The following is a 17888-nucleotide window of genomic DNA, read 5'->3' on the forward strand; positions in this document are numbered from 1 at the left end:
TTGCAATGAAGCGAGTTGCGAAATGGTCTTTGTTAATGATGTTGGCGGTATCCGTCATGCTGGCGGGCTGCGGATCGAAGGGCGATGGAGGAACAACGAGCTCTGGCGGCGATCAAGGAAAAGGCAATCAAGAAGTAAAGACAGTTAAAATATTTCAGTTCAAAGTCGAAATTGCTGAGGCACTCAACCGCCTAAAGGGCGAGTTCGAGAAGACTCATCCGAATATTAAACTCGATATTCAGACAGTGGGCGGCGGTGCGGATTACGGCGCAGCATTGAAGGCGAAGTTCGCAAGCAACGATGCTCCTGATATATTCAACAATGGCGGCTATCAAGAGATGATTACGTGGGCAGATCATCTGGAAGACTTGTCTGCAGAGCCATGGGTGAAGGATGTCATTCCTCTTGCTAAGGAGCCTATGACGAAGGACGGCAAGCTGTACGGCATGCCGATGAACTTAGAGGGATACGGCTTCATCTACAATAAGGATCTATTCCAGAAGGCAGGCATTGCAGAGATGCCGAAGACGCTGACTCAGCTTGAAGACGCAGCGAAGAAGCTTCAGGCAGCGGGCATTACACCTTTCTCGAATGGTTATCAGGAATGGTGGATTCTCGGTATTCACAACTTGAACGTGCCGTTTGCACAACAAGCAGACCCAAATGCATTTATTAAGGCGCTTAGTGATGGCAGTGCGAAGTTCCAAGGCAACCCGGAATTCGAGAAATGGGTGAAGCTGCTCGATCTGACGGTGAAATACGGAAATAAAAATCCGCTCACTACGGACTACAATACACAAGTAACGCTGTTTGCTAAGGGTGAGACGGCGATGATGCAGCAAGGCAACTGGACACAAGTTCAAATCGACAGCATTGATCCAAAATTGAACTTGGGTGTACTCCCAATGCCAATCGATGATGATGCAGCGAAGAACGATAAGCTCCTCGTCGGTGTACCGAACAACTGGGTAGTGAACAAGAACTCGAAGGTGAAAGAAGAGGCGAAGACATTCTTGAACTGGATGGTATCTTCTGATATCGGCAAGGAATACATTGCGAAGCAGTTCAAGTTCATTCCTGCGATGTCGACGATTCAGGCGACAGCGGATGACCTTGGCGACATTGCCGCAGAAGTGGTGAAGTACAGCCAGGACAACAAAGTGCTGAGCTGGAACTGGTTCAAGTATCCGGACGGCGCAACACAGGAATTCGGCAATGCAATTCAAGCCTATATTGCCGGCAAGTCGGATAAGGACAAAATGTTCGCTGACTTCCAGAAGGCTTGGGATAATCTGAAAAAGTAACAATAAATGCGGCGGCCTCTATCTAGAGGCCGCTTTGTTGTTGCCACAGGTTAGCGTTTTCATCACAGGTTTGACTTAAAAGGCAGTCAATTTGGGGCAGGTGATCTCACAATACTTGCATTTCGAGGTTTGTCACACTGGTGTAACAGAGGGACGATATGATGTGGCATGCATTCAATTCGCTACCTTCGTGCCCGAGGGAATACTTCTGTGTTCTATTGATGGTATGGGGGAGTAGCGGTAATGAAGGAGGCATGCACACAGATGAGAAGAGGATTACTAACAACGATTGCAGCAGCTATGGCTGTAAGCATGTTCACAGGCTGCAGTCAACAAGAGGTAGCCAAGGTGGAAGATAGTGCAGTAGCGGTATCCAACCCTGTTCAAGCCATACAGGCTGCTTATCGTAAATTCACGTACCAGGTTGACCCGGCAACATTTGATATCGTGATCGAGCATGGCGGCGTTAAGGAACACGCTTCTGTCCCGATCAAGCCACGGAATGTACGTGATATGAAGCAGATGATTGACCGTACAGAATGGACGTATCCAGATGATAAGGTCAAGGTAATTCTACAGAAGAAGGAGGGGTATCTGGACATTCGCATTCAATCGATCGGAGCGGAGCAATTCGCATGGCCGACGGTACAAGCAGACAGCTACATGCTGCCGCTATGGGAAGGCAAGCGAATCCCTGCCCAAGATCCGAATTGGAAGAAGTTCCTTCACGAAGAGACGATGACATGGGGCGAGTCCTTCTCGATGAATTTCATGGCGCTCAATAAGAGCAAGTTCGGCCTGCTCTATGTGGTCGAGAATCCCTTTAACAATGAAGTCTCGTTCCATACAGAACCGAGTATTGAGATGGCGTTTACGCATGAGTTCCCATCGATTAATCCAAACAAAGAATATGGATTCCGCTTATATGTAACGGACAATGATCCGGTAGCTGTTGCGAAACTGTACCGGGAATATGTGAAGGAGCAGCATGACTTCAAGACACTTGCGGAGAAGGCGAAGGACAATCCGGACATTGAGAAGCTATATGGCGCTCCGCATATGTATATGTGGAACAGCCAAGCGCTGGATGAGACGAATATCCATTGGCCTGTCATGAAGAAGAAGCTTAATGAACCGATATGGTCATGGATTGCGAAGCTGGCGGATCAATTTACGGAGGATGGTGGTCAAGAGCTGCGAAATGCGCTGTCAGAAGGCAGGCAGGATGGTGTGTATGCATACCAGAAGCGGGTCATGGTCAGAGCCTTGAACCAGGTGATGAAGCTGGAGCAGTTGTATCAAGCGGATCAATTTCCGAAGCTGGATGCCGAATCACAGCAGCTTGTCTCTGCTGGTGTTAGCAAGCTAAGTGAACAGAAGCTGTATGAACTGAACAAGCGCTTATTGAAACATGCATTCGGAGAATCGCTGGACGATCCTTCAGCATGGGGACAGGATAAGTCTAGTGCGATCATTTCTGAGATGAGGCAGTTCGGTATTGCTAAGGCGTGGATTGGATTGCCGAACTGGGCAGATGGATTAATGAATCCAACTTTCGTCGAGAATGCTTCGAAGTTTGGATACTTAATAGGGCCTTATGATTCGTATCATTCGATCCAGAAGGAAGAGAACAAGGACTGGAATACAGCGTACTTCCCAGATGCCTCGCTGTATGAAGAAGCTACGATTACCAATAAGAAGGGGGTCAAGATCGGGGGATTCCTGAATCGCGGACGCAAGTTGAATCCGACCTTATCACTTCCTAGTGTGAAGCAGCGCATGGAGCTGATTCTGCAGGATCACATTCTGTATAATACGTGGTTCATTGATTGTGATGCAACAGGGGAAATTTATGATGACTACACCCCTGGACATATCACGACGCAGGAGCAAGATCGGAAGGCACGCCTTGAGCGCATGAATTATATTGCGAAGGAGAAGCATATGGTCATTGGCTCCGAGGGTGGGAACGACTTTGCCAGCAGCGTGATTGCTTTCGCGCATGGCTTGGAAACCCCGGTTATCAAGTGGATCGATAAGGATATGCGCGAAGATAAGAACAGCCCCTATTATGTAGGAGCCTATTGGTCGCCGGACGGCGGTATTCCGGGCAAATATGCGAAGCAGATCCCGATTAAGGAACTGTACCAGCATATTTATATTGATCCGGTGTACTCCCTGCCTTTATTCAAGCTGGTATACAACGATTCGGTCATTACAACCCATCACTGGGAATGGGGAAGCCTCAAAATAAAGGATGAGGTGACAGCACGCATGCTGTACGAGCTGCTGTACAATGTTCCGCCGCTGTATCATCTTGATAAGCAAGAATGGGACAATCATAAAGGTTCGATCACATCATATCTGAGGGTATGGTCACCTTTCCATGCGAAGGCTGTGCAGAGGGAGATGACCGCATTTGAGGTGCTGTCTTCGGATCGCCTTGTTCAGTCGGCTCAGTATGGGGAGGATTTGAAAGTCGTCGTTAACTTCTCCGATAAGGATATTTCCTATGGTACAGATACAGTGAAGGCAATGTCAGCGCTTATTCTCGATGGGAAGCAGCGCGTTGTCTTCGAGGCAGGTTCAGTTTTTATGGCGAAATAATCTATTAGCAAAGTAACGAAGAAACGTAGCACAGGAGTAGTATGCTTGCTGCCATGCGTAAGTTGTATGCCAACTGCCATGCTCATGCTACTGCTCCTGTGCTATAGGTGCAGGTGAGTTTGGAAGGTTGATGGGGGATGCGGGGAGAATATCTATATGGTCTATTAATTCGTTGGGAGTATGGTTGGCATAAGACTTGGGCGGCAGCTACCGACTTTCAAACGATTGCAACTCGTCGATATAAGGGAGAGATATTCATGAGCGTGTATCCAATCGAACCACTTATTGAAGCCTTGCGCGCAAGTGCCAATCCAGACAGAGCGGCAGCGATGTCCGCTTATATGCGCGATCAGTTCCCGTTTCTTGGTGTCCCTCAGCCTGTACGTAAGATGTTGATTAAAGAGCATTCGCAGTTGTACGGTAAGCCGAAGTCTGCAGAAGAGATATTGCATGCAGCTCAGCATTTGTGGAATCTGGAGGAGCGGGAATTTGCTTATGTTGCAATGGGACTATTAGAAGGTGGAGTGAAGTTTTTCAATTTAGCACATATACATAGAATCGAGCAATTCATTGTAACCCGATCTTGGTGGGATACGGTTGATGGACTGGCAACCTGCACAGTGGGAGGGGTGATGAAGCGATACCCTGAGGCTTGGGCGGAATATGCTGATCGCTGGATTCATTCGGATCAGATGTGGCTGAACCGCACAGGGATACTGTTTCAGTTGAAATACAAAGCTCAGACGAATACGGACTTGCTGCATCTTGCGATTCATACGCATATTGCATCGAAGGAATTTTTCTTGCAGAAGGCCATTGGCTGGGCATTGCGTGAGTATGCGAAGACAAATCCAGAATGGGTAAGGGATTATGTAGAGCTGCATGCGCTGATGCCGCTAAGCCGGCGTGAGGCATTGAAGAGATTGGAGAGCAGGTAATACAGCAGTAAGTGCGGCAGTGTGGCAAGCAGCTTGGTCTAGTTGTACAGATCCGTATTGGAGGCAAGCTAGTTCATATCTATCCAGCAAATACATTCATATCCAGTACATCCATTCATATAAAAAGTATTGACGAGTTCCGTCCCTATTTTTATAATACCAATTAAACAACTTGGAATTGTTATAATAAATAGATGAAGGGGTTATGATGATGAAGGAACAGAACTGGATCACCCTGCAAGACTGGAATGTCTATGCGAGCTGGGGGGCTGCATTGCTGCTCGTTATCTTGCTGTGGTGGCTTGCGAAGAAGAAAGTTGGGTTCGGCCTTCGCGTACTGCTGGCCATGGCGCTTGGCTTGACTCTCGGCGCGGTATTCGGAAAGTCTGCGGCAGATGTCAGTATTCTAGGCTCTATCTATGTCAGCTTAATTAAAATGGTTGTCATGCCGCTCGTATTTGCTGCTATTATTTCGAGTATTACCTCAGTGAAGGATCCGAATGTATTGAAGAAGCTTGGAACGAAGACCATCGCGTTGTTCCTGATTACGACTGCTGTCGCGGCTGTTATCGGTCTCGGAACAGCTCTCGTTATTGATCCTGGTTCTGGTATTGCTCAGAGCTCAGAAGCGGCGCAGGGGTTCGAACAACGTGAGATCCCAACTTTCAAGCAGGTGCTGCTTGATCTCGTACCTTCCAACCCGATCAATGAGATGGCACAGGGCAAGGTCGTACCGGTCATTATATTTGCGGCCTTCATTGCAGTGGCGATTACACTAGAGGGGCTGCGCAATCCCGAACGAGTACAGCCGATTCGTGCCTTCTTCCAATCCTTCTCCCATATTATGTTTCGTGTGACGAAACTGGTTATTAAGCTTACTCCGTACGGTGTATTCGGGCTTATGACCTCGATGGCTGCCAAGTATGGATTATCGACTTTGAAGGAGCTTGCTTGGTTCATTATTGCGGTCTATGTAGCGTGCTTGATCCATATGATTGTGACTTTCGGATCGCTTGTCACCTTCGGTGCGCGTGTGAATCCAATCCGCTTCTTCAAGAAGGCGTATCCGACCATTGCAGTCGCCTTTACAACACGCAGCAGCTACGCAACTCTGCCTGTGAATCTGGAAGTGATTACGAAGCGAATGAAGGTTTCGGATCGAATCGCCAGCTTTGTGGCTCCGCTTGGTGCTACAATTAATATGAATGGTTGCGGCGGGATTTACCCGGCCATTGTTGCCGTGTTCATTGCACGCGTATACGGCATTGATTTGAATATTGCCGATTACTTGCTCATCATTGGTGCAGCAACGTTAGCTTCTGTTGGCGTAGCGGGTGTTCCGGGTCCAGCGTCCATCTCGACGACTGTCGTGCTCGTTCAGGCAGGCCTGCCGATTGAAGGATTTGCACTTGTTCTTGGTGTAGATGCAATCGTAGATATGGCGCGTACGGCAGTTAATGCGACAGGCACAACGGTTGCGTCCTTGCTGGTTGGCAAAAGTGAAGGCGAGTTCGATCGAGAGGCCTTCAATCGTGATGAGGATGATGATATTGAAGTTGGACGAGAAGCGAAGAACAGTCATAACACTGTAAACGTATAGCATCAAGGAAGAGGAGTGCCTTCTAGTCTGCAGCTAGAAGGCACTCTTTTTTTTAATGAGAGCCTTAGGAAGGTTGGGTTGCGGTCGGTCGTAGTCGTTCCTTCACATCGCCAGTCATCCCACTAATTGGCTTATTGGAAGATGTGCCGCCTGTCATAGGAGTGCCACTAGATGCTTGCGTAATTCCATTCCTAAGTTATACCTGTATGTCACCCCAAAGGAGAAGCTTTATAACCCTCGCAGATGACTTTATAAAGAGCATCTGTATCACATCTGTACTATTCGCAATACCAATTCTATTGCGATATAATAGACTCTCAATCTGCAATTGATAGATTGGGAGAGGGGAAATACCAATGAGTCAGCATAGTATGACTGCGAAGTGTCTTGTATTTGCTCTGGGAACAGCAATTCTGCTCAGCGGCTGCCAAAGCACGGACAAGGCAGCAGTAACATCTGGACAAGAACAAGTTGACCCGGCATTGACACCAGCGCCGGATAATAATAAGCAGGGAGAAGGAAGCGGAGAGGGTCAAGGAGAGAATGGCTCCGCCAATACCGATGACGCATCATCGGTTACAGCCAAGCTGAAATCGGAATACGGACTCAGCTCCACGATTGAACAGCAAGGCGATAAGGCGGTTGTTACGAATCCGGAGTCCATCCTCGTTGTGGTCAATAAGGAGCGTTACTTGCCAGATGGTTATGAGCCGCCGGATCTTGTGGAGCCGAATGTGAAGTTCTCCTTCGAAGAGGCACATGAGAAGCGTCATATGCGCAAGGAAGCGGCAGAGGCGCTTGAGGAGATGTTCAAGCAGGCGAAGGAAGAGGGCGTGACGCTGCATGCCGTATCAGGTTACCGTTCCTTCAAGCGTCAGGAATCCCTATTCAATCATTACGTGAATACGCAAGGGAAGGAATATGCGGCCCGCGTTAGCGCAGTTCCTGGAACGAGCGAGCATCAGACGGGCCTCACGATGGATTTATCGAGTCCAAGTGTAGGCGATGTACTGGAAGAGGTATTCGGTGATTCGAATGAAGGAAAGTGGGTGGCTGAACACGCTCACGAATTCGGATTCATGATTCGCTATCCGAAGGACGGGGAGAGCATTACCGGTTATGTGTACGAGCCATGGCATGTCCGCTATGTTGGCAAGGAAGCAGCGAAGGCAGCTTATGACGAAAAATTGACGTTAGAACAGTTACTGCAATAATACAAATTATATTACTTAATACGAGAGGCTGAGCTTGGATTTCAAGCTCAGCCTCTCTTCATTCGATTCATCTGTCAACGATTGGGTGCACTACGAGGAAGCGTTCGATTGCTCGTCACGCTTCTCAGCCGCAAACCCTTCGATGCTGTGGCGGCGGCGCTCATTCTTGGCTTGCAAGTTATGACGCTCTGTCGCGCTAATCTCTTCAGCATGCTCAGTTAAATACTGCTCAGTTTCATGCAGTTTGCTCGATGTGTTATCAATTGCATTCTGCAGACGAGCTGCGTTGTTAGAGCGATCATCGGGTTTGGCCATGTTCGTGGTCCTCCTTCGTGATGACAGTTATCGGTTGACGCCGGTGAACATGACAGATCAAGTCCTCCGGCGTCATCGTTACGATGTGCAAATGGTGCGTGTTTTATCCAACCATTTCTCATCCCAGAGATGAACATCATCACTGCCCATGGGGAGCATTAGCACTATTGAGCATTCTCCCAAGGCAAGCCCTTCTGAATCGTGTTCGCCCAATCCTCGTGATTGTACGATAATATTTCTTTGCGCAGCTCCAGCATCTTCCGATCCAACTGATCGACTGCTCTTGCGGCCTCGGTTAACTCTTCTGTTACATGAGCCGGAACGTGCTGTTCGAACTTGTAGTAAATAATGTGCTCCAGACTTGCCCAGAAGTCCATGGCAAGCGTACGAAGCTGAATTTCTACATAAATCCAGCGTGTATCCTCGAATAATACGAGCGGCACTTGAACGATGACATGGAGACTCTGGTACCCATTGCTCTTCGGATTTTTAATATAATCCTTGATTTCCACGATACGAATATCTTCACGAGTCTTTAAATGTTCGAGTATGAGATAAATATCCTTAACGAAGGCGCAGACGATACGCATGCCTGCTACGTCATATATTTTGTCAACGATGGAATCGAGCGTCAATGGGAAGCCCTTGCGCTGCAGCTTGCTGAAAATGCTGTTAGGCTCCTTCAGACGCGTCTTAATATGTTCGATGGGCGGATAACCATTGCGTATTTTCCATTCCGCTTGAATGACCTTGATCTTAGTCTCCAGTTCTTCCAATGCAAGCTGATACAAGGTAGGCAACTGCTTTACCTGTTCGTATTGCTTCATAATCATATCGGTTTTGGACATGAAATATCCCCTCAATTTAGCACGGTATAGTAATCGGTTATTCGTCGTTTTTCTTCTTTTCCTAAATAACAACATAGCATCTGATCCTATTGTACTGGATAAAGGGTGTGTATTTCAAAACTCAACTTTCGGGCGCAACCCTATATGACGATGTTCCAAGCATCCAGGAGCAGTTGGCTTATTTCAGCCTTCTGTCCATGCACGATTGCTGGGGAACTGATGTACAACTGCTCGCGTGCCCTCGTTACGGCCACATAAGCAAGCCTGCGTTCCTCTTCAAGGAGCGTATCATTCGTGCTTGCGTTCTCCGCCTCAGGACGGGAGATGTCATGCATCTGTTCTGCTCGTGGTCCTGTTCGCAGTGCCGCCGAGCGGTCTGGCGGGGCTCCCTTGCGAAGCGCTGTGCGGTGAGGGAGAATTCCATCGGCCGCACCGATTAGGAATACTTCAGGGAACTCCAGGCCCTTGGCGCGATGAATGGTCATGCAGGTGACGGCATCCTCCAGATCCCCATCCTCTGCACGTTGCATCGCGGAAGGAGCTCTTGTCCCTGCCTGCATTGGTGCTCGTCCAGAAGACAGAGAGCTGTTTGTTCGATGCTGTGCTCCATACTCGGGGTTCATCGCAACATACTTCTCCTTCAACTCGTCAATATGCTTCAGGAAGGCCTCGACAGTATCGAAGCGCTTGGCTGAGGACTCCAATTCCTCAAGCGTATCCGCTGCCCCTTCTTGATGAGCGGTTGATCGTTCTCCAGAAGATGCAGCCGTGAACTTGTCATAGAATTCGCGTCGCATCTCTCGTAGCGCGATATATGGCTTCATCGCAGCCAGCTTCTTAATAAGCTTAATGCGTGGCTTGACGGCCTCGCGCTGGAAGGAGGGCAGCTTGTCCCAGCTCTGCAGATGGATAAGCGGATATTTCTTGGCCTTGCTCCGCTCTGCTCCCATCAGATATTGCATGCCTGTCTCCCGCGGGATATATAGTGCGGCAACAGCGCTGTCCAGTGCGCTGAACTCACGCGGGGCAAGCGACAGCCGAAGATGGTCGATAAGCGGGCGAACAAGGTTATGGTCATAGAAAAACGGCTCGGCTCCGAACTGGCGAAATGGAATGCCCTGTATCGTCAAGCATTCAATGAGTGCGCGGCTGGTGTTCGCTGTTCGGTACAGGATAGCAAAGTCTCGCCACGTATGCGTACCGGCACTAACAGCTGCTTGAATATGATCGGTGATAATCTGTGCCTCTTCCTCCGCATCGCGGGGGCGAAGATAGCGCGGCGCACTTGGTGCATGCTCCTTATCTGTCACGACATGAACGCCAGTTGGAGTTCTCATCTGCTTCGGCAGCCGCTCTTCATTATGGGCAATGACCGCATTGCCTAGGCCAACAATGGCTGGTGTAGATCGGAAGTTAAAGTCGAGCGTAACCTGCTTCGCTGCAGGGTATTGATTTTTAAATTCCGTGATATAACGATGGCTTGCTCCATTAAAAGTGAATATCGTCTGATCATCATCACCGAATACGGCTAAGTTTTGGTGCCCGCCGGTAATTCGTTGAAGTAGTTCATACTGCACAGGCGTCGTATCTTGAAATTCATCTACAAGCACATATTGGAAACGGTGGCGGAGACGCTCAAGCAAGTTAGCGTCTCCCTCCAGCAGCCGTAGAAGATCGATCAGCAGGTCATCGAAGTCTTTGCACCCTTGCTGCGCTTTCTGTTCTTCGAAGCGAATAAGCGCACGCCGCATATCGAGTTCACTTGCATTTGTTGTTTTCCAATCAGTAGGCATCAGGCGGCGTGATTTGAGCGAGGAGAGCGCAGCGAGCGCCGTCTCGGCTTGCAGGGTATCATGCAGCCCGAGCTCTCGTAGTATACGCTTCATCAAGCCATGCCGTCTGCGTTCCTCTGCCATCAGTTGGAAGGGAGGCGCATAAGCCTGCAGCAGCTTGAGAGCGAAAGAATGAAAGGTGCGTGCCTGAACCCTGCGAGCCATATCGCGTGTAACGCCGGGCAGCTTGGCAAGGCGCACTCGCATCTCTTGCGCAGCTTTATTGGTGAAAGTGACCAGCCATAGCGACTCAGGTGATACTCCACCGACGGTCATCAAATAGGCAGCGCGTGCGGTCAGCACGGATGTCTTGCCAGATCCAGCTCCTGCCAAGCAGAGCAAGGGCCCGTCTATATGGCGTACTGCATCCCGCTGTGCGTCATGCAGACGTATCCCTTGTCGCTCTAACGCAGCGAAGAAGTCTGCAGATGCAGGAAGGGCACCGTTGCCTTCATTGCTCGGTTGAGCGCGATCATGGCGAGAAGCTGTGTATGGGTCTGCCGATCGCGCTGTAGGCACGGGTTGTTCCCTCTTTATACCAAATGGATGAGAACGCCACTGGGCCCTGACCGTTTCTGATGAAGAAGGAGTGGTCATGATGGTGTATCTCCTTTATGATAGAAATAAGCGTTACATGATATTATACATGTTCTAGCAAGGCAGCGGACAGGGATACATGTTTTGCCTGAGTCATGCATACGTTGTTGTTGAAGACGTGTAATGACAAGTTCAAGGCAGAGAATAGCGCATGGTTGTGGCGATGGGTTTCACATCGCTAATACTGCGTTTATTAGTTTAACAGAGGAATTCTGCCGTAATGGCAGTTGAAAGGAGATATTGGGATGAACCGCTTTATACAAGTAATTAAAGATGGTGCTTCCAAAGCATCGGAAAAAGCGCATAACATGATGGAAATGAACCGGGTTCAAGCCCAAATTGTAGCTAAGCGCAAAGAATGGAAGCAGAATGTCTATGATATCGGCGAACTCGTATATGATGCCTATAAAAAGAATGACTTAACACTTGCAGAGGAAGGTTTGAAGGAAATTGCTAAGCTGAATCTGCTCGTTGAAGAAGAGATGAAGCTTCTGGATTGGAAGGTAAGCGAGCTGCGTAAGCAGAAGCGCTGCGAATGCGGCGAAATTGCCCCATTTTCGGCTAATTATTGTTCGGTATGCGGACGCAAGCTGCCAGAGCCGCCACAAGTGGAGGAAGAAGAGATTGATGAGCTCGGCATGGCCTTCCTGAAGGCCAAGCGGGAAGAACAAGAGGAGGCGGCTGCTGCTCAAGAGGCTGTGCGCTATCCGGAACATACCGATTATAAGGAGCATGACTATACGTACGAGGAAGAGGAAGAAGATGAGCATGTATTGGAGCCGCATGCGGAAGACTCCCAGAACAGTGCATCTTCCGATCAAGGCCGGCTTAAACAAGGTGGAGCGGCCGATCGAGATCATGATGACTTGAACGTAACGGTCGGCGGGCGCCGAATTACCATTATGAAAGAAGAAGAAATAGCGGGTCGACGCTGTTCGAACTGCAACAGCACGGCAGACGAGGAAGCCAAATGGTGTGAACGGTGCGGGACGCCATTCGTATAAGCATCTGGTTCCGTTGCACCATTCACTTCGCGTAAGTTGAGGCAGTACAGACTGACAACAACCCAGCTGCAAGAAGTCTAAACTGGGAATGGGGAAATGTGTATCAGTCAGCTTATATGCATGGAATGACAATAGGGGCCTGCCATCTATGGAAATACGGCGGCCTCTTTTTCATTGTACGAGCAATACGAGTAAGGAGACACCTAGAGCAGGAGGAGTACGATGGAAGGTCAAGGTCTAATTACACATTTACGTTCATTGGGATTTACCGAGATGGAAGCTAAAATTATTGTCAGTCTATCCGAACAAGGTGCGATGACGGGGTATGAGGTTGCTAAGAAACTAGGCGTGTCGCGCTCCAATGTATATGCAGCATTACAGCGGCTCGTTGATCATGGAGTCATTCTGCATCGGGATGGAGAACCCTCTCACTATGCGGCATTGCAGCCGGAGGAATTGACGCGCATATTAGCCTCTCGATTAGATTCATCGCTTCACTATATTCGGGAGCACATGCCCGTGACAGAGGCGGATGAGACTTCGTTCTACAGTATCGAAGGTGAGCGGGCGGTTATCGAGACCGTGAAACGCGTACTGCAGGAGGCTAAGCTGGAAATTATCGCAGATGTGTGGCCAGAGGATGCGACCTTAATTCGGGAGCACTTGGCACTTGCTGAGGCGCGGGGAGTGAAGGTGCTGTGGTCCATCGCGGGTTCGGAGGACAATGCAAGTATGCGGGTGCCTTCCTTGTTCGATGCAGATGGTATGCGTCACACGCGTCCTTTTGCATTTATTATTGATCGTAAGGAAGCATTGGTTGGGTCAATGGGGGAAGGTGTGGCAACGAAGGCGTTGCTTACAGAGCATGCAGCGATCACCCGGCTTGTCTTAGGGAAGTTCGTACAGGATCTCGTATTGTACGAATGGCAAAGCGAGATGGGAGCTGAAGATGCAGAGGCATTTAACAAGCGGATTCAAACGGTCATCTCATCGTATTTTGATTAACATCAATCGTGACAGATAAGTGAAAAATGACCAAAATCCGAAACCGGTCAAAGTATCTTTACGTATAGAAACATATCGGAACGACTAGTATACCAGCAAGCCAAATCGGTGTTTGACATAGATACATGTAATGGATGTTGAAAGACTTCATATGCATGTAAAGTATGTGCCGATCTTCTTTCGGAGAAGATACGAGGAAGGACAGCTTCGCTAAGAGACAGCAAGAGGAGGGCATCGTATGGAGTGCATTGTACATTTTGAAGTTGTTCATCACGGAACTGACGATATCGCGAAGCTTCGCGGCCTAGTTATGACACCGGATAAAGAGAAGCCAACTGTGGATGATATGCAGGAAATGCTGCGCATGATGGGGTATGAAGTTCATTGTACGGATGAAGCAGCGCTTCGCTTCGAGCCAGATCGCGCGGGTACAGATGTAGAAGAAATTCGGATTAAAAAAGTGGATATGGGCGAGGAAGTATATACGCCAGATATGCAGCTTCGCGCGATTGCGGAGCAGCTTATGAGCAAGCCGAACCGTTCCATATAGCCATGTAGTCTCGCTATATCCGATTGGACAAAAAAGGCCTTCTTCCGACAGACATCATCACGAGGATGGTGTGGTGCAGCAAGAAGGTCTTTTGTTGAATGATCTTAAATGGAGAACTTGCCGTACGTGCTCGTTACGCTTTGGCTTCGGACTCGTTCAGGATAGAAGTACAGTGTCCGCAGCGAGTAGCTTCCTTCGGAATTTCCGACAGGCAGTACGGGCAAGACTTTGTTGTCTCTTCTGCTGGTGCTTCGGGCTTCTTGCGATGAAGCGCATTGATCCCTTTAATAAGCAGGAACACAGAGAAGGCCACAAGGATGAAGTCGATAATAATACTAATAAATTGGCCGTATGCGATAACGGGAATTCCCGCTGCTTGTGCTTGCGCCAATGACGATACGTCTTGATCGCTCAAGTTAAGGAACAAATCCTTAAAGTTGACTCCGCCCATCAACAGACCGAGTGGAGGCATAATGAGATCGTTGACAACCGAAGTCACGATTTTGTTGAAGGCGCCACCGAGAATAACACCGACTGCTAGATCGATAACGTTGCCTCGCATTGCAAATTGCTTAAATTCTCCGAAAAATGATTTGACTTTTGATTCTCCCACGAATGGTTCCCCTTTCTCATGTAGGCATTACCATGTAATACTTACCCTTAATCGCGATACAGAAACAGTTTTTAGACAATCTTCGATTCGTAATGATGACTTGATGAAGGCTGAAGCATGAGCAGCTTGTGTCTACCAATTGCAGCTTGGAGCGGAGTAGTGCCAATCCGTTCCCCATCACCATAAGCAACGCGATCGTTCGATGAAGTGATATGAACATCATGTCCGCGCAGCATCGAGACATAAGGCAGATTCACATGCTTGCCGGAAAATACGGTCGGGAATAGCTTCATTAAGGTCCAACGGGTGCAGCTGTGTACAATGCATATATCCAGCTCTCCGTCACGTGGGTCAGCTTGTGGACTGATACGGATTCCTCCCCCGTAGGAAGAGGAGTTGGCGATAGCCGTTAGCCACACATTGTCAAAATGATGTATGGTACCGTTGATTGTAATGGAGGCTCTTGCGGGCTTGAACGTGAACATCGCGATGACCGCGCCGATCAAATAGGCAGCGGAGCCTATTCGAAGTTGGTTGCACCAACGCTTATAACGGCTCTGGTTGACGGCTTCTGCTACTTCCGCATCAAATCCTGTCGCCAAAGCGGTCAATGTCCACTTGTCGTTGATCTCGATCAGATCGACAGCATTTCGCTGCCCGTGAAGAATGGTATGCAATGCTTGCAATGGTTCAGTAGGTATATGAAATCCTCGAGCGGTATCATTGCCTGAGCCAGCAGGAATAACTCCTAATGCAGCTTGGGTACCTGCTAGAATTGGCAGTAGTCGATGAATCGTTCCATCTCCGCCGAGTACCACAATCGTAGAACGAGGGTATTTCGTAAGATGAGCACTTACGTGCATCTCTGCTTCTTCGGGTGTTGCTGTCACGCAGGAGGTATATTCGATCTCTAGCTGCTGCATACGCGACTCTATCAATTGCCATGTGCGCAGCCCTTTTCCATTGCCTGCATGTTGATTGATTACAAAGAGCATCAAGATTCCATCTCTCCCATGTTTGCCGAATCCAAGACGTTTCATACGGGCACTATATTAAGATTGCACTGACTATTATTCTGTTTACTGCTATTCCATAATAGCAGAACGTTCTCTGTTTGGGGTGATTTTCGGGCAGGAAGTTTATATCAAATGTAAATGTTTGTGAGAGAGATTCATGAACATCGTTCAAAATTGAGTATTTCTTGCTCGTGTCGAAAAGGGAAAATGGGGAAGCCGTCGAATGGATATAAGAAACATTTTCCATATTTGCTCATGTGAATAGTTCAGGGGAGGGACAAGGTAATGTCCATGTTCAACCGTTTCCTAGGGAGCATTGGTCTTGGCACGGCCCAGATCGATACGCTTCTGGAACGTGGAAGATATGCACCGGGCGAGGAATTGCGTGGAATTGTGAAGCTGCGGGGAGGCCATATCCCACAGTATGTCGAGCGCCTTGAGCTTGTATTAATGACGGAGTATGCGCGCCAATTGGATGGTCGAAGTGAGCGCAGTTATTGTGAGCTTGAGCGCTATACAATCTGTGAATCCTTCACGCTAAGTACGAGTGAGACGAAGGATGAGTCATTCTCCATTGTATTGCCGAATCGGGTTCCACTTACGATTGATAACACCCCTGTATGGCTGATGATAGAGCTAGGCATAGACCGTACTAGCGACATCGAGCCAAATGACCACGATCGAATCGAAATTATCCCTACGGTCGAGCAGAGCATTGTAATTGACGGTGTGAACCGACTTGGCTTCCGACTGCGGACTGCGGACTGTATTCATGCCCCACGAATCGGCGGTAAATTCCCATTTGTACAGCAATTCGAATTCATTCCTACCTCTTATTTTCGCGGAGAAGTTGAAGAGATGGAGCTCATCTTTTTGGCGGCAGAACACCAGACAGAACTGCTCGTTTATCTCAATGGACGTGCGCGTAATGTGCGGGGGATACTTGTAGATACGGATACGACAGTTGATCATTTCCTTCGCTTTCCGCTTACGAACCTCGAATGGCGCAGCATGGGGGCTGAAGGCTTCGCGGGTGAACTGGCAGAAATGATCCGACAGCACTTGTAATTGTTCCAGATGTGCAAGGTAAGATTGCCTCACGCTTCAACCGATTGGCTATATGAATCGAATATACATAACGAAGGGAGAGATTCGGAGCTGTAGACAGCTTGGAATTTCTCCCTATCATTTTAAGGAAGTATGAACATATGCGGCTTATTTATCGCCACGGTCGGTATGCTTGCGCGGACTGGTTTGCTTGGACTGCTTCTGCCTTGTCTCATCTGATTTGGCAATAAGCCGCTGATCCGTCTCACCTGTGTGGTGATTGTCGAACAAATATTGCTGGAGCTCCCACTCCGAAGCACCAAGCTGAGGATCAGATGGGAAGGTCTGACCGCGGTGCAATACTTCCTCGCGTCCCCATTCATTGGCATAGATGCCGTCCACTTCAACATGCTCCCTCGATATCGGATTCATCTTATGGTCATTTTCAGTCATGCAGGTCATGAGCTCCTTTCGTTTGCTGCGTGCAAGCGTCAAGCTTCAGGTGATGGATCATCACCTCATTGAATGCTCTTATTAAGGTGCCCTGCCTACTTGAAAATATCCTGTGATGAATACAAAGGAAACATTTCAAAGAATGAGCGATTCGATTCCTTAGTAAATGATGTCTACAGCTTCTAGAGTTGATAATGAGCTTCGAGCTTCTTCCCGCCGAGCCAGAGCAGGAACAGAACAGCAACCGCGACTAGAATGCGCCATGGCTGATGGATAAATCCCTGCCAGTCATGGCCGATGAAGGCCATGATGAATATGACGACCGACTTCCCGGCAAATACGGCACAAATGAATGTGCGAAACGGGATCGTGCTAATTCCAGCGGCGATATTGATTAGCGCTGATGGTGTGAATGGGAAACAATATAAGATGAACAATGGTGTGAATCCTTTGGTCTCCAGCCATGAGAAGAATCGCTGCGATGAAGGCATGTTCTTCTGCAGGTAAGCGCTGAACCGGCCGCCGAACTTACGAGCCAGCCAGAATACAAGGCAGGCCCCGAGGCTTGCGCCAATCCAGGAATAGAGGAAGCCAAGCCCTAAGCCGTAAGCTGCTGCATTTGCCATAACAAATACGATAAGCGGCAAGAAAGGCAGGATGGCCTCCACGAGCGGGAGCAATATGCCAGGTAACGGCCCCAAGTTCGAATATTGCTGCATCCAATGCTCGACTTGATTGATATCCAAATGTTTAAGCCAACTGATTGTGTTATGTATCCACTCCCACAAAACAAGTTCCCCCCGATGTTGAAACTACAGTTCCTTACGCTGTTGCTTAGTACATGTAACGTATGAGCGTTCTAATAGTTTCATTGTCTTGAATCTACTGCGTTTCATGAATTAGATAAAATAGAAACCTCATTACAATATCCGGAACTCACCGGAA

Annotated in this window: 16 protein-coding genes; 9 read left to right on the forward strand and 7 right to left on the reverse strand. The window is 48.6% G+C overall.

Features of this window, described 5'->3' with window-relative positions:
- Positions 1 to 5: 5 nt before the first annotated feature.
- From BP95_RS0125585 to BP95_RS0125605, 5 genes are all read left to right on the forward strand, one after another.
- Entirely contained in the window at positions 6 to 1304 is a 1299-nt protein-coding gene (locus tag BP95_RS0125585; RefSeq protein ID WP_028533554.1) for an ABC transporter substrate-binding protein, read from the forward strand.
- A 264-nt stretch (positions 1305 to 1568) separates the two neighbouring features.
- The gene (locus tag BP95_RS0125590) at positions 1569 to 3911 is read left to right on the forward strand and encodes a glycoside hydrolase (protein WP_028533555.1); all 2343 of its coding nucleotides are present in this window, start codon (positions 1569 to 1571) and stop codon (positions 3909 to 3911) included.
- A gap of 137 nt (positions 3912 to 4048) precedes the next feature.
- Complete coding sequence (locus BP95_RS0125595; protein ID WP_081819976.1) at positions 4049 to 4849, forward strand: DNA alkylation repair protein; 801 nt, start codon at positions 4049 to 4051, stop codon at positions 4847 to 4849.
- A 211-nt stretch (positions 4850 to 5060) separates the two neighbouring features.
- The gene (locus BP95_RS0125600) at positions 5061 to 6449 is read left to right on the forward strand and encodes a dicarboxylate/amino acid:cation symporter (RefSeq protein ID WP_036667613.1); all 1389 of its coding nucleotides are present in this window, start codon (positions 5061 to 5063) and stop codon (positions 6447 to 6449) included.
- A 356-nt stretch (positions 6450 to 6805) separates the two neighbouring features.
- A complete protein-coding gene (locus BP95_RS0125605) occupies positions 6806 to 7663 on the forward strand; it encodes a M15 family metallopeptidase (RefSeq protein WP_028533558.1) in 858 nt (285 codons plus the stop codon).
- A gap of 90 nt (positions 7664 to 7753) precedes the next feature.
- Here BP95_RS0125605 and tlp read toward each other — a convergent pair whose 3' ends face one another.
- The 3 genes from tlp to BP95_RS0125620 all read right to left on the reverse strand — a co-directional run bounded on the left by tlp (position 7754) and on the right by BP95_RS0125620 (position 11177).
- Positions 7754 to 7978, reverse strand: a complete 225-nt coding sequence (tlp, locus tag BP95_RS0125610) for a small acid-soluble spore protein Tlp (RefSeq protein ID WP_021256236.1) — start codon at positions 7976 to 7978, stop codon at positions 7754 to 7756.
- A 164-nt stretch (positions 7979 to 8142) separates the two neighbouring features.
- Entirely contained in the window at positions 8143 to 8826 is a 684-nt protein-coding gene (locus tag BP95_RS0125615; RefSeq protein WP_028533559.1) for a GTP pyrophosphokinase, read from the reverse strand.
- Between the two features lie 140 nt (positions 8827 to 8966).
- The gene (locus tag BP95_RS0125620; RefSeq protein WP_231515199.1) at positions 8967 to 11177 is read right to left on the reverse strand and encodes an ATP-dependent helicase; all 2211 of its coding nucleotides are present in this window, start codon (positions 11175 to 11177) and stop codon (positions 8967 to 8969) included.
- A gap of 323 nt (positions 11178 to 11500) precedes the next feature.
- Between BP95_RS0125620 and BP95_RS0125625 the strand changes: the two genes are divergently transcribed.
- The 3 genes from BP95_RS0125625 (at position 11501) to BP95_RS0125635 (ending at position 13814) form a co-directional block, all read left to right on the forward strand.
- Positions 11501 to 12259 carry a hypothetical protein gene (locus tag BP95_RS0125625; protein ID WP_028533561.1) on the forward strand — a complete coding sequence of 253 codons (759 nt, stop codon included), beginning with the start codon at positions 11501 to 11503 and terminating at the stop codon, positions 12257 to 12259.
- A gap of 222 nt (positions 12260 to 12481) precedes the next feature.
- Positions 12482 to 13264 carry a TrmB family transcriptional regulator gene (locus tag BP95_RS0125630; protein ID WP_028533562.1) on the forward strand — a complete coding sequence of 261 codons (783 nt, stop codon included), beginning with the start codon at positions 12482 to 12484 and terminating at the stop codon, positions 13262 to 13264.
- 238 nt (positions 13265 to 13502) lie between these two features.
- On the forward strand, positions 13503 to 13814 hold the full coding sequence (locus BP95_RS0125635; RefSeq protein ID WP_028533563.1) for a hypothetical protein: 312 nt from the start codon (positions 13503 to 13505) through the stop codon (positions 13812 to 13814).
- 133 nt (positions 13815 to 13947) lie between these two features.
- Here the strand turns inward: BP95_RS0125635 and mscL are convergent, their stop codons facing one another.
- Positions 13948 to 14427, reverse strand: coding sequence for a large conductance mechanosensitive channel protein MscL (gene mscL, locus BP95_RS0125640; RefSeq protein WP_021256230.1), 480 nt, complete (start codon positions 14425 to 14427; stop codon positions 13948 to 13950).
- A 71-nt stretch (positions 14428 to 14498) separates the two neighbouring features.
- Positions 14499 to 15422 carry a diacylglycerol/lipid kinase family protein gene (locus BP95_RS0125645; RefSeq protein WP_051614201.1) on the reverse strand — a complete coding sequence of 308 codons (924 nt, stop codon included), beginning with the start codon at positions 15420 to 15422 and terminating at the stop codon, positions 14499 to 14501.
- 306 nt (positions 15423 to 15728) lie between these two features.
- Between BP95_RS0125645 and BP95_RS0125650 the strand changes: the two genes are divergently transcribed.
- Entirely contained in the window at positions 15729 to 16511 is a 783-nt protein-coding gene (locus BP95_RS0125650; RefSeq protein ID WP_028533565.1) for a sporulation protein, read from the forward strand.
- Between the two features lie 147 nt (positions 16512 to 16658).
- On the opposite strand, the gene BP95_RS0125655 is transcribed toward BP95_RS0125650, so the two are convergent.
- Complete coding sequence (locus tag BP95_RS0125655; RefSeq protein ID WP_021256227.1) at positions 16659 to 16943, reverse strand: hypothetical protein; 285 nt, start codon at positions 16941 to 16943, stop codon at positions 16659 to 16661.
- 182 nt (positions 16944 to 17125) lie between these two features.
- A complete protein-coding gene (locus BP95_RS0125660) occupies positions 17126 to 17731 on the reverse strand; it encodes a TVP38/TMEM64 family protein (RefSeq protein ID WP_021256226.1) in 606 nt (201 codons plus the stop codon).
- Positions 17732 to 17888 lie beyond the last annotated feature (157 nt).

This window comes from Paenibacillus sp. UNC217MF, from assembly GCF_000686865.1.
GTDB lineage: Bacteria > Bacillota > Bacilli > Paenibacillales > Paenibacillaceae > Paenibacillus_B > Paenibacillus_B suaedae.

Excerpts from the sequence above, each read along its gene's own strand:
- BP95_RS0125625 (WP_028533561.1), top strand. The coding sequence starts at position 11,501 with ATGAACCGCTTTATACAAGTAATTAAAGATGGTGCTTCCAAAGCATCG.
- BP95_RS0125615 (WP_028533559.1), bottom strand. The coding sequence starts at position 8,826 with ATGTCCAAAACCGATATGATTATGAAGCAATACGAACAGGTAAAGCAG.
- BP95_RS0125605 (WP_028533558.1), top strand. The coding sequence starts at position 6,806 with ATGAGTCAGCATAGTATGACTGCGAAGTGTCTTGTATTTGCTCTGGGA.
- BP95_RS0125590 (WP_028533555.1), top strand. The coding sequence starts at position 1,569 with ATGAGAAGAGGATTACTAACAACGATTGCAGCAGCTATGGCTGTAAGC.
- BP95_RS0125645 (WP_051614201.1), bottom strand. The coding sequence starts at position 15,422 with ATGCTCTTTGTAATCAATCAACATGCAGGCAATGGAAAAGGGCTGCGC.
- BP95_RS0125600 (WP_036667613.1), top strand. The coding sequence starts at position 5,061 with ATGAAGGAACAGAACTGGATCACCCTGCAAGACTGGAATGTCTATGCG.
- BP95_RS0125630 (WP_028533562.1), top strand. The coding sequence starts at position 12,482 with ATGGAAGGTCAAGGTCTAATTACACATTTACGTTCATTGGGATTTACC.
- BP95_RS0125585 (WP_028533554.1), top strand. The coding sequence starts at position 6 with ATGAAGCGAGTTGCGAAATGGTCTTTGTTAATGATGTTGGCGGTATCC.
- BP95_RS0125650 (WP_028533565.1), top strand. The coding sequence starts at position 15,729 with ATGTCCATGTTCAACCGTTTCCTAGGGAGCATTGGTCTTGGCACGGCC.
- BP95_RS0125655 (WP_021256227.1), bottom strand. The coding sequence starts at position 16,943 with ATGACTGAAAATGACCATAAGATGAATCCGATATCGAGGGAGCATGTT.
- BP95_RS0125635 (WP_028533563.1), top strand. The coding sequence starts at position 13,503 with ATGGAGTGCATTGTACATTTTGAAGTTGTTCATCACGGAACTGACGAT.
- tlp (WP_021256236.1), bottom strand. The coding sequence starts at position 7,978 with ATGGCCAAACCCGATGATCGCTCTAACAACGCAGCTCGTCTGCAGAAT.
- BP95_RS0125595 (WP_081819976.1), top strand. The coding sequence starts at position 4,049 with ATGCGGGGAGAATATCTATATGGTCTATTAATTCGTTGGGAGTATGGT.